Genomic DNA, 13,481 nt, shown 5'->3' on the forward strand with positions numbered 1-13,481 from the left:
AGTATGCCGCATAGTGGGACGGCACGCCTATAATGCGCGGTCCGGATAATGAGGTAGCTCAATGTTGGTATTGCGCGGACTGACCTGGCTGATTCTGTTCCAGCTGCTGGGTACGGTATTGAATGTGTTGCTGTTGCCAATCCTGCCCGGGCCGATCATCGGCCTGCTGCTGTTGCTGGGCTTCCTGGTGATGCGTGGCGAAGTGAGCGAATCGCTCAACCAGGGCTCTTCCCAGCTGCTGCGCTTCCTGCCCCTGTTTCTGATTCCGCCGGCGGTGGGCGTGATCGTCTATGCCGAGGCACTGGCCGCGGATTTCTGGGCCATCACGGTGACCCTGGTGCTGTCTCTGGCGGTGTCGATGGCCTTTGCCGGCTGGCTGATGCAGAAGCTCATCGACCGCCAGCAGGGCAAGGAGGGTGACGTATGAACCTGGACTTCCCGGCCGCCTGGCAGGCGCTGATCCACCATCCGCTGTTCGGCCTGGGCGTCACCCTGGGCGTCTACCAGCTGGCGGTGGTCGCCTACGAGCGCACCCGCTGGATTTTCCTGCAGCCGGTGCTGCTTTCCATGGTGCTGCTGGTGTGCCTGCTGCTGGCTACCGGCCTCGAATACGCGGAATACAGCACCAGCGTGTCGCCGCTGATCCTGTTGCTCGGCCCGTCCACCGTGGCGCTGGCCGTGCCGCTGTACCTCAACCTGCGGCGCATCCGTCAGCTGCTGGTGCCGATCCTGGTCACCCTGCTGGTCGCCGGGGTGTTCGCCACCGTCTTCGGCGTGCTGCTGGGCTGGCTGCTCGGCGCCGATCGGCTGGTGCTGATGACCCTGGCGCCCAAGTCGGTGACCTCGCCGATCGCCATGCTGGTGGCCGACGAGATCGGCGGCGTGGCGGCGCTGGCGGCGGTGTTCGTGATGATCACCGGTGTGCTGGGCGCGATGTTCGGCCCGGCGCTGCTCGACCTGTGCCGGGTGCGTCATCCGGCGGCGCGCGGCATGGCCATGGGCATGACCGCGCATGCCGTGGGCACCTCGCGCGCCCTGCAGGAAAGCGAGGAGTGCGGCGCCTTCTCGGCGCTGGCGATGAGCCTGATGGGCGTGGCCACCGCCGTGCTGCTGCCACTCCTGGTGGCGTTGATGGTCTGATCCGGAACAGGAGGGCGCGCCGATGACTCTGCCGCTGTTTCCGCTGGACACCGTGCTGTTCCCCGGCTGCAACCTGGATCTGCAGCTGTTCGAGCCGCGCTACCTGGACATGCTCAGCGCCTGCCTGAAGCGCGGCGAGGGGTTCGGCGTGGTGACGCTGCTCGAGGGATCGGAGGTCGGCCCGGCGCCGCGGGCCTATTCCGAGGTCGGGTGCGAGGCGCTGATCCGCGACTGGCGCCAGCAGAGCAACGGCCTGCTGGGCATCCGCGTGGAAGGCGGGCGACGCCTGCGGGTGGACAGCGTCCGTGTGCAGCCCGATCAGTTGACCCTGGGTGAGGTGCGCTGGCTGGAGGAAGGCGTCGACGCGCCGCTGGGCGGGGAGCACGCGGACCTGCGCCAACTGCTGCAGGTCCTGGTGGAGCATCCGCTGGTGGCCGCGCTGAACATGGCGAGGCCGGTGCACAGCTACGGGACACTGGCCGACCGGCTGGCCTACCTGCTGCCGTTCGAAAACGCCCGCAAGCTGCGCCTGCTCGAATGCCTCGACCCCCGCGAGCGCCTCGCGCTGCTGGATGAGTGGCTGGAGGCGCTGCAGGAGGAGTAGGTGTCCTGTGGGGCCGGCTATACGGCGGCGTGCAAAGCTGAAATCCACGCCGCCGTCGGCCGGGATAAACCCGGCCCCACACGAGTCCCGCAGCCCGCAGGGTGGACAACGCTTTCCTTGTCCACCATTGGCCCCAGCGCCGCGCCTGATGGCGGCCAGGAAAGCGCTGGCCGCCCTGCGGGCGTGGGCTTCGCTAGTAGCGATACAACTCCAGCGCCGCCGGCAGCTCCCAGGTGGCGATGCCGCCGAGCAGCGCCAGGCAGGCCGGCAGGATCAGCCACCAGGCGTGCGCCGGCAGCGCCGCCAGCGGCGTACGCCACTGCAAAGTGGCCAGGCTGGCGCCGCACAGGGTGGCCGCCAGCAGCGCGCCGGCGATCACATCGCTCGGCCAATGCACGCCCAGGTAGACCCGCGACAGGGCGATCAGCGTGGCCGGAATGCAGGCCAGCAGTAGCCAGGTCAGACGCAGGCGTGGCGTCTGGCCACGGCCGGCCAGCACCCCCAGGCAGAGGAAGAAGGCGAACGCCGCCGAACTGTGGCCGCTGGGGAAGCTGTAGCTGCCCAGCGGGTCGAGCAGCACCTCGGGGCGCACGCGGGCGAACAGCGCCTTGAGCAGGCCGTTGGCCAGGGCCGTGCCGAGCAATGTGCCGATGGCCAGGGCCAGCGCCCGCCACTGGCGCAACACCAGTAACAGCAGGCACAGCAGCGCGCCGCAGTACAGCTGGGTGCTGAAATCACCGAGCCGGGTGATCAGCACCATGGCGCGGTCCAGCCCGTCGCCGCGCACGCTCTGTACCAGCGCCAGCAGGCTCTGATCGAAGGCCGCCAGCCAGGGCCAGCCGATCATCAGCGCCGCCAGGCACAGCGCGCTGCCCCAGGCGGTCAGAGGGGTGGCCAGGCGCTGGCGGCGCAGGCTCAGCTGCACGGTGAAGGCCAGCAGCAGGCCCAATGCGGCGCCGATCACCCCGCTGGACAGCCAGAAACCCTCCGGCAGCGGCAGGCGCAAGGCTGCGCCGGTGGCCCAGCCCGGCAGCAGATAGGCGACTGACCAGCCGGCGGCGGCCACCGCGCTGATCAGCCAGAAGCGCAGGAAGGGCATGTCCAGCATGCCGGCGAGCATCGGCAGCATCGGGCGCAGCGGGCCGATGAAGCGCCCCAGCAGCAGGCTGGCGGCGCCGTAGCGCTGGAAGTGCAGCTCGGCGCTGATCAGCCATTCGGGATGCTGGCGCAGGCCGGGCAGGCGCCGGATGTTCTGGTGGAAGCGCCGGCCCAGCGCGTAGGACAGCAGGTCGCCGAGCAGCCCGCCGGCATAGCCGAGCAGCAGCACCTGCCACAGCTCCAGGGCGCCGCCGCCGGCCAGCACGGCGATGGCGAACAGCAGCAGCGTGCCGGGGATCAGCAGGCCGACCACCGCCAGGCATTCCAGGCAGGCCGCCAGGAAAATCGCCGCCCCCAGCCAGTGGGGATTCAGGCTGAGCCAGAGGTTGAGGCTGTCGATCCAGGCGTGCATCGGCGGCGGTCTCGCGCTTCGTCAAGGGCGCGAATGATAGCAGCCGCCGCATGGCGGCAAGCCAGGCTCCGGATCGCCTTCAGGCGTCGATATGGAACGCCTTGGCCGCCGCCTGCAGCTGCTGCGCCAGCGCCAGCAGCGCCTCGCTCTGCGCATGGGCGCTGGCGATGCGTTCCAGGTTGGCATGGCCAAGCTGGTGCAGCTCGGCGCTGTGGCGGTGGATGCGGCCGATCCCGGCGGACTGCTCGGCGGTGGCCGCCGCGATGCGCTGGGCCATCTGCACGCTGGCGCGGATGCCATCCACCACCGTCTGCAGGGCGCCATCGGCGCTTTCCGCCTGGGCGGCGCTGTGTTCGGCCTGCGCCACCTGGCTGTGCATGGCCTGGCGCGCCTGCTCGGCGGCCTGCTGCAGGTGGCCGATGCGCCCGCGAATCTGCTCGGTGGCCTCGGCGCTGCGCCGTGCCAGTGCGCGTACTTCGTCGGCGACCACGGCGAAGCCGCGCCCGCTGTCGCCGGCGCGGGCCGCCTCGATGGCGGCGTTCAGCGCCAGCAGGTTGGTCTGCTCGGCGAGGGCGCCGATCACGTCCAGCACCTGTTCGATGGCGGCGCTTTCCTCGGCTAGTCGGGCGATGCCGTCGGCATTGCCGCGCACCGCCTGCACCAGGCTGTGCAGTTCCTCCAGGCTGCGGTCAATCACCCGCTGGCTCTGCTGAGTGGCGTCGCCGGCCAGGCGGCTGGCCTCGGCGGCCTGATCGGCGTCGCCGGCCACCTGCTGGATGCTCTGCTCCAAGGTACCGAGGGCCTCGTGCATCTGGCCGTCGCCCGCGGCCTGCCGCTCCGCGCTGGCGTGCAGCGCCTGGCTGAGTTCGGCCAGGCTGCGGCTGCTGGCATCCACCTGACCGGCGTGTCGGCGCAGCGTGTCGACCAGGCCGGACAGGTAATCGCGCAGGCGGTTGAGGGACTGGCCGATGCGCTGCACCTCGCCCAGCCAGGAATGCAGGCTGACCGGGCGGGTGAAATCCCCCTGGGCCCAGTGCTCCAGGGCGCCTTCCAGGGCCGCCAGCATCTGGGTGAGGTGCCGTTGCAGGGCGTAGGTCAGCAGTGCGGCGAACAGGATCAGGGCGATGGCGATGATCTGCAGGGTGCCGACCTCGGCCTGAATGCGCTGCTGTTCGCCGCGCACCAGCGGCTCCAGCGCGGTCAGGGCCTCGCGCAGCGCGGCGATGCGGGCCTCGCTGGTGTCGCGCAGCTGCTGGCGCTGCAGAATCAGCGCGCGGGTGCGCTCGAGTTCGGCCGGATAGCGCTGCACCAGGCTGGCCAGCTCGCGCTTGAGGGCGATGCCGCGGTCTTCGCGGGCCGCGCTGTCCTCGCCGGCCTCCAGGCCGAGTAGCGCGGCGAAGCTGTCGTCGGCGGAGGCGCTGTCATCGCTCACTCCCAGCAAGGGCAACGCCTGCACGGCGTCGATCGCCCGGTGCAGGTCGGTGAGCGCCGGCGGCACCTCGTTCAGCAGATTGTCCCGACCGCTGGCCAGCAGCTGGGCGCGCGTCAGACCCAGGCGTTGCAGCTGCAGCGCGGCATCCAGCAGGCGCGGCGGGTAGGCCCGTGCGAGGCGCTCGTCGCCCTGCTCGGCATAGCGCGCCAGCTGTTCCAGGCCGGCGCTCATCTCGCGCTCGGCCTGGCTCAGCAAGCCCTGGGGGTCGCCGGCCAGCTTGCCGGCGGCCAGGAGGTCGCCATCGGCGAAACGCCGCAGGGCCTGCAGACTGGGACGCAGATCGTCGCCCAGGGCGGCGGGCAGGCCGGCCAGTTGGCTGCCGAAATGCGCCAGAGCCTCCTGCACCGCGCGGTGGCGCAGCGCGTCGCCGCCATCCAGGTAGCCGCCGATCTCGCCGGTCAGGCGCTGCAGTTGCTGGGACAGCACCAGGTACTGGCCCATCAGCTGCTGCGGGCGCTCCAGGGCGCGCTGCGACCACCAGAGCGTGGCGCCGAGCACCAGACAGACGGCCAGCATCAGCAGGGTGATGGACGGGGTGAGCAGCTTCAGACGCATCGTGGCCTCGGCGGGCATCGGGCGGGATGCCGGCAACATATGGCACTTTGATGACATTCTCGTGAACCCGACGAAGCTCGCAAAAAGTTCGGCCGGCAGGCCGGAACGGTTCCCGATATAGTGGTTCGAAACCGCTTCACAATCGTTTCGAAAACCCTGGAAGGACATCGCCATGCTGGACTGGAAAAACCGCAACAGCGGTTCGACTCCCCCGGAAACGCCTCCCCGTACTCGCCGCCAGCCTGGTGGCTGGCTGGGGCGCAGCCTGGCCATCCTGCTGGGCGTGGCGCTGCTGGTCAGCTGGGTGGTCGGCTGGTACTGGAGCCGCGAGCCGGCGGCCTTCCCGGTGCAGCAGCATGCCCAGGCCGCCGCCGAAGGCGCGCAGCGCCAACTGGTGCTCGGCTACACCACGGTGGAAACCCTGCGCCGCGTGGCCGGCACCCTGCTGGACAAGCCGGGTGGCTACCTGAGCAACGACATCGCCCCGCCGGGCCTGTGGCTGGACAACATGCCCAGTTGGGAATACGGCGTGCTGGTGCAGGTGCGCGACCTGTCCCGCGCGCTGCGCAAGGACTTCGCCCGTTCGCAGTCGCAGTCCACCGAGGACCCCGACCTGGCCAAGGCCGAGCCGCTGTTCCACTTCGACAACAAGAGCTGGGCCCTGCCGGCCACCGAGGGCGAGTACCGCGTGGCCATCCGCCATCTGGACAGCTACCTGGTCCGCCTGGCCGATCCGAACCAGCAGAACGCGCGCTTCTTCACCCGCGCCGACAACCTCAATACCTGGCTGGGTGATGTGGCTACCCGTCTGGGCTCGCTGTCCCAGCGCCTGTCGGCCAGCATCGGCCGGGTGCGGCTGAACCCCGAAGAGGGGCAGGTGAGCGAGGAGCGGGTGGAGACGCCCTGGCTGCAGATCGACAACGTGTTCTACGAGGCACGCGGCCAGGCCTGGGCGCTGTCGCACATGCTGCGCGCCATCGAGGTGGACTTCGCCGACGTGCTGGCCAAGAAGAACGCGCTGGTCAGCGTGCGGCAGATCATCCGCGAGCTGGAGGCGGCCCAGGAACCGCTGTGGAGCCCGGTGGTGCTCAACGGTAGTGGCTACGGCGTGCTGGCCAACCACTCGCTGGTGATCGCCAACTACATCTCGCGCGCCAACGCGGCGATCATCGACCTGCGCAACCTGCTGAGCCAGGGCTGATGAGCATCACGCCCCAAGAGCATGCCCACCGCCAGGCCTCCGATCTGGAGCGGGTGGCCTGGGTGGACGAGGAGGACCGCCTGCTCGGTGCACTGCCGCGCGCCGAACTGCGAGAAAACGGGCGCATCGGGCGCGGCACCTTCGTCCTGCTGTTCAACAGCGCCGGCGAGCTGTGCGTGCATCGCCGCACCCTGAGCAAGGCGCTGTACCCCGGCTTCTGGGACGTGACCGCCGGCGGCATGGTCGGCCCCGACGAAAGCTACGCCGAGGCCGCCGCCCGCGAATTGCACGAGGAGCTGGGCATCGGCGGCGTGCCGCTGCAGGAGCACGGGCGCTTCTTCTTCGACGAACCGGGCAATCGCCTGTGGGGCGCGGTGTTCTCGGCGGTCTCCGACGACCCGCTGCTGCTGCAGCCGGAGGAGGTGCTGGAAGCGTGCTTCATGCCGGTATCCGCCGTGCTGGCGCACAGTCAGCACGAGGCCTACTGCCCGGATTCGCTCGAAGCGCTGCGGCTGTTCCTGCGCTAGGTCGGGCCGGGGCTTTCTCGCTAAACTGCCGCCCCGCGCTTTACCGAGGAATCGTCGTGGCCAAGAAACTCACATCCCTGTCCGCCCTGGGCGGGCTGGTCTATTCCACCGACGGCGGTCGCCACTGCCCGGATTGCAACCAGCCGCTGGATGCCTGCGTCTGCAAGCAGGCGGCGGTGCCCGAGGGCGACGGCATCGCCCGCGTGCGCCGGGAAACCAAGGGCCGCGGCGGCAAGACCGTGACCACCGTCAGCGGCGTGCCGCTGGCCGGCGAGGCGCTGAAGGATCTGGCCAGCGCGTTGAAGAAACGCTGCGGCTGCGGCGGCGCGCTGAAGGACGGCGTGATCGAGATCCAGGGCGAGCATGTCGAGCTGCTGCTGGACGAACTTCTCAAGCGCGGCTTCAAGGCCAAGAAATCCGGCGGGTAAGCGGCCGGCGCCGGCCTTGGCCGGGATCAACCCGGCCCTACAGGTTCGGCGCGGCCAACGCTTCTCTGTAGGGCCGGCTTTATGCCGGCCGACGCGGCCCGAGATGGCATCCGGCGCGAGAGGCCGGGTTCGACTACACAGCGGGGCTTCGCAACCTTCCCAACCCTCCACCAAACTGGCAGGCTCGGGTCCAGTTCACAGTATCGAGAGGCAGCCCATGGCACGACGCACACGCAAGGACGACGGCAGTCACTGGACCGTGGCCGACAGCAGGGGGGTCTACGGCATCCGCCACTGGGGCGCCGGCTACTTCGCCCTGAACGACGCCGGCCGTGTCGAGGTCCGCCCCCGACGCCTGGAGGCCCACGGCATCGATCTCTACGAGCAGGTGCAGCAACTGCGCGAAGGCGGCCTGCAACTACCGATGCTGTTGCGCTTCCCGGATATCCTGCAGGACCGGGTGCGCCAGCTCACCGGCGCCTTCGACGCCAGCATCGCGCGGCTCGACTACCAGAACCGCTACACCGCCCTGTACCCGATCAAGGTCAACCAGCAGGAAGCGGTGGTGGAAAGCATCATCGCCACCGACCACGTCGCCATCGGCCTGGAGGCCGGCTCCAAGCCGGAGCTGCTGGCGGTGTTGGCGCTGGCGCCCCGCGGCGGCACCATCGTCTGCAACGGCTACAAGGACCGCGAATTCATTCGCCTGGCGCTGATCGGCCAGAAGCTCGGCCACAACGTGTTCATCGTCATCGAGAAGGAATCCGAGGTGACGCTGCTCATCGAGGAGGCCGCCGAGCTCAAGGTGCAGCCGCAGATCGGCCTGCGCGTGCGGCTGTCCTCGCTGGCCTCCTCGAAGTGGGCGGACACCGGCGGCGAGAAGTCCAAGTTCGGCCTGTCCGCCGCGCAGCTGTTTTCGGTGATCGAACGCTTCCGCGAGTCCGGCCTCGACCAGGGCGTGCGCCTGCTGCATTTCCACATGGGCTCGCAGATCGCCAATATCGCCGACTACCGGCGCGGCTTTCGCGAGGCCATCCGCTACTACGGCGAGCTGCGCCAGCTGGGCCTGCCGGTGGACCATGTGGACGTCGGCGGCGGCCTGGGCGTGGACTACGACGGCACTCATTCGCGCAACGCCAGCTCGATCAACTACGACATCGAGGACTACGCCGGCGCGGTGGTCGGCATGCTCAAGGAGTTCTGCGACGAGCAGGGCATTCCGCACCCGCACATCTTCTCGGAAAGCGGCCGCGCGCTGACCGCCCACCACGCGGTGCTGGTGGTGCAGGTGACCGACGTGGAGCGCCACAACGACAGCGAGCCGGAGATCGACCCGCAGGCGGACTACCCGGAGTCGCTGCGCGAGCTGATCGACATGCTCGGGCACTGCGATCCGGAGACCGTGGCCGAAACCTACTGGCGCGCCACCCACTTCATCAGCGAGGTTGCCGCCCAGTACTCGGCCGGCAAGCTCAACCTGTTGCAGAAGGCGCTCGCCGAGCAGTGCTACTACGCCATCTGCCGGCGCCTGCATCAGCAGCTCAAGGTTCGCCAGCGCTCGCACCGCGCGCTGCTCGACGAGCTCAACGACAAGCTGGCGGACAAGTACATCTGCAACTTCTCGGTGTTCCAGAGCCTGCCGGACACCTGGGCGATCGACCAGATCCTGCCGATCATGCCGCTGCACCGCAACGACGAGGAACCGCTGCGCCGCGCCGTGCTGCAGGACCTGACCTGCGACTCGGACGGCAAGATCCGCCACTACGTCGACGAGCAGAGCATCGAGACCAGCCTGCCGGTGCACGAGGTGCGGCCGGGCGAGGAGTACCTGCTGGGCATCTTCCTGGTCGGCGCCTACCAGGAAATCCTCGGCGACATGCACAACCTGTTCGGCGACACCGACTCGGTGAACCTCTATCAGCGTGCCGACGGCAGCGTCTACCACGCCGGCATCGAGACCCACGACACCATCGAGGACCTGCTGCGCTATGTGCACCTGTCGGCGGACGAGCTGATGAGCTTCTACCGCGACAAGGTCTCCGGCTCCGGACTCGGCGCCGCCGAACGCAACCGCTACCTGGACGCCCTGCGCCTGGGCCTGACGCGTTCGTCGTACCTGACCACGCCGTAGCGGCGGAAACGGGCCGGAGCAGACGGCGTCGCCCCGGTGTAGGGCGGTCGGCGCTGTTCCGGCCGCCGGCGGGCCCCGGCGCCGTGGCGACGGTGGACAAGGAAAACGTTGTCCACCCTACGCATCCGCTTGTCCCAATCGCGGCCACAGCCGCCAGGCCAGCACCGCCATGCCCAGGCTGCGCAGCAGCATGAACAGGCAGAAGGCCAGCCACAGGCCATGGTTGCCCCAGCCTTGCAGCAGCCAGCCCGCCGGGAGTGCCAGCAGCGCGGCCAGTAGCATGGCGTCGCGCATTTCCCGCGCCCGGGTGGCGCCGATGAACAGGCCGTCCAGCAGGTAACTCCACACCGTGAGCAGCGGCAGCAGCGCCAGCCAGGGCAGGTACTCACGGGCCGTGGCCAGCACCTCCGGCATGTCGCTCTGCAGGCGCAGGAAGTGCTCGCCGCCGAGCAGGAACAGCAGGGCGAAGGCGAGACTGCCGAGCAGCGACCAGCCGCCGGCCACCACCAGGCTGCGGCGCAAGGCGACCCGATCGCGGGCGCCGATGGCGTGGCCGCACAGCGCTTCGAGCGCATGGGCCAGGCCGTCCAGCGCGTGGGCGGTGAGCAGCAGGCCGTTGAGCAGCAGCGCATTGGCCGCCACGGTGGCATCGCCCAGCCGCGCGCCCTGCACGGTGACCAGGAAGAACACCCCCTGCAGCAACAGCGAACGGATCAGGATGTCGCGGTTCACCGCCAGCAGCGGCCGCCACTGGCGCCAGTGGCGCAACGGCGCCAGGCGAAACGCGCCGGCATGCCGGGCCAGCTCGCCGCGACACAGCAGCAGGCCGAGCAGCGCGCCGCTCCATTCGGCGATCACCGAGGCACGCGCCGCGCCGGCTACGCCCCATTCCAGGCCGAGCACGAACCACAGGTCGAGCAGCAGGTTGAGCAGGTTGATGCTCAGCAGGATCGCCAGCGCCGCGCGGGCGTTCTGCGCGCCGAGAAACCAGCCGATCAGCGCCTGGCTGGCCAGCATCGCCGGCAGGCCGAGCAGGCGCAGGTGGAAATACTCGCGGGCCAGGCTATCCAGCGCCGCCGACGGTTCCATCAGCGCGAGGGCCGCGCCGCTCAACGGCAGCGCCGCCAGGCCGAGCAGGATCGCCAGCGCCCCGCTGAGCAGTCCGGCCTGCAGCAATAGCTGGCGCAACGCCGCGCCATCGCCCCGTCCGCTGGCCTGGGCGGCGAAGCCGGTGGTGCCCATGCGCAGGAAGCCGCAGCACCAGATCAGCAGGGTGTACAGGCTGGCGCCCACCGCCACCGCACCCAACTGATGGGCATGGCTGAGGTGGCCGATCACGGCGGTGTCCACCAGCGCCACCAGCGGCACGCTGAGGTTGGAGAGCAGCAGGGGCGCGCTCAGCGCCCAGACGCGACGCTGGGTCGGCGTGTGGCGCCAGTCATCGAGAAGGAAGCGAAACATGGCGGCCATGATACGCGCAGCGCCGACGGCAGGCGCGATGGCCCGCTGCTAGTCTGTGTAGCGACGCCGGGTGCGGCGCGATGTCGCGCACCCTTGGGAGAAAGGAGAAGGGTGAGTGAAGAAACGCCCCCAATGGCTACGGCTCGGAGCACCGCTGGCGCTGATGGTCATTGTCGATGGCCAGGCGGCGCTGGGCGCCGAGCCGGTGGCCACCGTGCAGCGCCAGTTCGACGCCGCCGGGCGTGTGCTGCGCGACCAGCAGGTGGACGCGCAGGGGCGCCCCCATGGTCTGTTGCGGGAGTTCTACGCCAACGGCGTGGTGCGCTACCAGGCGCAGTACGTCGAGGGGCGTCGCGAGGGGCTGGAACGCCATTTTCGCGAGGACGCCAGCCTCAGCCGGCTGGCCTATGTCGACGGCCAGGGGCGCGAGCTGGCCAGCGTGGCGCTGCTGGCCGACGGGCGCCTGAGCAGCCTGCGCTGCGCCGACCGGCCGTTGCTGGAGTCGCGCGATCTGGTCTGGTGCGGCTTTTCCGGCGAGCCCAGCGAGCTGACCCTGCATGACGAAAGCGGCCGGGTCACCGGGCGGGAGGTCTGGTTGCGTGGCGAGCTGCTGCATCGTGAGGAATACGACCGCAACGGGCGGCTGGCCAGCCTGCAGCGGCGCAACGGCGATCACGACGTGCGCGTGCGCTATTTCAACAACGGCCAGCCGCGCAGCGAGTCCTCGATCCGCGTCGGCCAGCCGGAGGACCAGCGCGACGGTTTCGAGCGCGAATGGGCACAGACCGGCCAGTTGCTGCGCGAGGTCTACTGGGAGCGCGGCCGGCTGCTCAGCGACAGCCAGTGGTACCTGAACGGCCGCCTGAAGGAGCGGCGCATGCTGCAGGAGGCGGAGCACGGCCCGGCGCTGATGAAGATCGAGCAGTACTGGAACAGCGGCCGGCTGCGCTACCGGGGCTCGCAGGTGGGCGGGATCAGCGTGGGCAGCCACGAGCGCTTCGACGAGGAAGGCCGGCTGCTGCAGGAAGTGCGCGTGGATGGCAACGGCATGCCGGTGCTGCGTCTGGAATACGACCCGCAGACCGGCGAGGTGCGCAAGGCCGAGCGCATCGGCCCGAACGGCCTGACGCCGTTGCCGCTGCGCCCGGAGCGAGAGGTGTTCTAGCCACCTACGGCGTCACGAACAGCGCAACGACGAAGCGACGTAGGGTGGGTAACTCGCGCAGCGATTACCCACCGGGTCGACGGTTACGAACGACGCTCAACGATGAAATTGGCCAGCTGACGCAGCGGCGCGGCGGCCTCGCCGAAACCGGCCAGCGCGGCATGGGCCTGGTCGCGCAGCTCGAGCGCATAGGCCTTGGCGGCGGGCAGGCCGAGCAGGGCCGGATAGGTCGGCTTGTCGTGGGCCTGGTCCTTGCCCTGGGTCTTGCCCAGCGTGGTGGTGTCGCTTTCCACGTCGAGAATGTCGTCCTGCACCTGGAAGGCCAGGCCGATGGCGCGGGCGTAGGTCTGCAGGGCAGCCAGGCGCGGCGCATCTGCCTTGCCGCTGGCCAGGGCGCCGAGGCGCACGCTGGCTTCGATCAGCGCGCCGGTCTTGTGCCGGTGCATGGTCTCCAGGGCCTGCTGGTCCAGGCGCCGACCCACGGATTCCAGGTCGATGGCCTGGCCACCGACCATGCCGGCTGCGCCGGCCGCGCGGGCCAGTTGGGTGAACATGTCCAGACGCAACGCCGGGTCGGCGGGGTTGCCGGACGCCTGGCTCAGCGCCTCGAAGGCCAGCGCCTGCAGGGCATCGCCGGCGAGGATCGCGCAGGCTTCGTCGAAGGCCTTGTGGGTGGTCGGCTGGCCACGGCGCAGGTCGTCGTCGTCCATCGCCGGCAGGTCGTCATGCACCAGGGAATAAGCGTGGATCAGCTCCACCGCGCAGGCGGCGCCATCGGCCTGACCGAGATCGCCGTGCAGCGCCTGGCAGCCGGCGTAGACCAGCAGCGGGCGCACGCGCTTGCCGCCGTTCATCACGCTGTAGCGCATGGCGGCGTAGAGACGCTGCAGTTCCACGCGGGGCGGCACCAACAGGGTTTCCAGGGCGCTATCGACGCGACGCTGACAGTCCTTCTGGTAACTCTCGATCATTCCTGGTCATCCGCCTCGAACGGCTCGGTGCGGGTTTCGCCGTCGCGTTCGAGCAGCATCTGTACCTTCTGCTCGGCCTGGCCCAGGGCACCCTGGCAGTCGCGGGTCAGGCGAATGCCCTGCTCGAAGGCGCTCAGCGACTCCTCCAGCGACAGCTCGCCGCCTTCCAGCCGCTCGACCAGTTGCTGCAGCTCGGCGAGGGATTGTTCGAAATCCAGGGGGGCTTTCTTGCGGATGGCCATGACGCGGTTCTCGGAACGACAAAACGGGCGCGACACTAGCAGAGCCGGGGCCTA

13 protein-coding genes are annotated in these 13,481 nt (G+C 69.6%); 8 read left to right on the plus strand and 5 right to left on the minus strand.

Annotated elements, in window-relative coordinates; translation table 11 throughout:
* Positions 1-64 precede the first annotated feature (64 nt).
* Genes VL129_RS08465 through VL129_RS08475 form a run of 3 tightly spaced genes read left to right on the plus strand, consistent with a single transcriptional unit; the run spans position 65 to position 1,744 of the window.
* Positions 65-427, plus strand: coding sequence for a CidA/LrgA family protein (locus VL129_RS08465; RefSeq protein WP_325412104.1), 363 nt, complete (start codon positions 65-67; stop codon positions 425-427).
* Positions 424-1,140, plus strand: a complete 717-nt coding sequence (locus VL129_RS08470; protein ID WP_325412019.1) for an LrgB family protein — start codon at positions 424-426, stop codon at positions 1,138-1,140. Before VL129_RS08465 ends, VL129_RS08470 begins: the two co-directional genes overlap by 4 nt.
* A gap of 22 nt (positions 1,141-1,162) precedes the next feature.
* Positions 1,163-1,744, plus strand: coding sequence for an LON peptidase substrate-binding domain-containing protein (locus tag VL129_RS08475; protein WP_325412021.1), 582 nt, complete (start codon positions 1,163-1,165; stop codon positions 1,742-1,744).
* 193 nt (positions 1,745-1,937) lie between these two features.
* Here the strand turns inward: VL129_RS08475 and VL129_RS08480 are convergent, their stop codons facing one another.
* Together VL129_RS08480 and VL129_RS08485 are read right to left on the minus strand one after the other, a co-directional pair.
* Positions 1,938-3,254, minus strand: coding sequence for a bifunctional DedA family/phosphatase PAP2 family protein (locus VL129_RS08480; RefSeq protein ID WP_325412023.1), 1,317 nt, complete (start codon positions 3,252-3,254; stop codon positions 1,938-1,940).
* 79 nt (positions 3,255-3,333) lie between these two features.
* A complete protein-coding gene (locus VL129_RS08485; RefSeq protein WP_414705173.1) occupies positions 3,334-5,574 on the minus strand; it encodes a methyl-accepting chemotaxis protein in 2,241 nt (746 codons plus the stop codon).
* On the opposite strand from VL129_RS08485, the gene VL129_RS08490 reads away from it, so the two are divergent.
* From VL129_RS08490 to speA, 4 genes are all read left to right on the plus strand, one after another.
* Positions 5,474-6,502: a DUF2333 family protein gene (locus tag VL129_RS08490; RefSeq protein ID WP_325412027.1), complete on the plus strand. Its 1,029-nt coding sequence runs from the start codon at positions 5,474-5,476 to the stop codon at positions 6,500-6,502. The two genes, VL129_RS08485 and VL129_RS08490, sit on opposite strands and share 101 nt — an antisense overlap.
* Positions 6,502-7,029 (plus strand): NUDIX hydrolase, encoded by a 528-nt coding sequence (locus VL129_RS08495; protein ID WP_325412029.1) that lies wholly within the window; start codon positions 6,502-6,504, stop codon positions 7,027-7,029. Before VL129_RS08490 ends, VL129_RS08495 begins: the two co-directional genes overlap by 1 nt.
* A 56-nt stretch (positions 7,030-7,085) precedes the next feature.
* The gene (locus VL129_RS08500; protein WP_325412031.1) at positions 7,086-7,457 is read left to right on the plus strand and encodes a translation initiation factor Sui1; all 372 of its coding nucleotides are present in this window, start codon (positions 7,086-7,088) and stop codon (positions 7,455-7,457) included.
* A 217-nt stretch (positions 7,458-7,674) separates the two neighbouring features.
* On the plus strand, positions 7,675-9,588 hold the full coding sequence (gene speA, locus VL129_RS08505) for an arginine decarboxylase (protein WP_325412033.1): 1,914 nt from the start codon (positions 7,675-7,677) through the stop codon (positions 9,586-9,588).
* A 117-nt stretch (positions 9,589-9,705) separates the two neighbouring features.
* On the opposite strand, the gene VL129_RS08510 is transcribed toward speA, so the two are convergent.
* Positions 9,706-11,049 carry an MATE family efflux transporter gene (locus tag VL129_RS08510; protein ID WP_325412036.1) on the minus strand — a complete coding sequence of 448 codons (1,344 nt, stop codon included), beginning with the start codon at positions 11,047-11,049 and terminating at the stop codon, positions 9,706-9,708.
* Between the two features lie 115 nt (positions 11,050-11,164).
* Between VL129_RS08510 and VL129_RS08515 the strand changes: the two genes are divergently transcribed.
* The gene (locus VL129_RS08515; RefSeq protein ID WP_325412039.1) at positions 11,165-12,214 is read left to right on the plus strand and encodes a toxin-antitoxin system YwqK family antitoxin; all 1,050 of its coding nucleotides are present in this window, start codon (positions 11,165-11,167) and stop codon (positions 12,212-12,214) included.
* 83 nt (positions 12,215-12,297) lie between these two features.
* Here VL129_RS08515 and ispA read toward each other — a convergent pair whose 3' ends face one another.
* Positions 12,298-13,185, minus strand: coding sequence for a (2E,6E)-farnesyl diphosphate synthase (gene ispA / locus VL129_RS08520; RefSeq protein ID WP_325412041.1), 888 nt, complete (start codon positions 13,183-13,185; stop codon positions 12,298-12,300).
* Complete coding sequence (locus tag VL129_RS08525) at positions 13,182-13,427, minus strand: exodeoxyribonuclease VII small subunit (RefSeq protein WP_325412043.1); 246 nt, start codon at positions 13,425-13,427, stop codon at positions 13,182-13,184. The genes ispA and VL129_RS08525 overlap by 4 nt, the downstream gene beginning before the upstream one ends.
* Positions 13,428-13,481 lie beyond the last annotated feature (54 nt).

The sequence above is a fragment of the Pseudomonas sp. genome, from assembly GCF_035497915.1.
Lineage (GTDB): Bacteria > Pseudomonadota > Gammaproteobacteria > Pseudomonadales > Pseudomonadaceae > Serpens.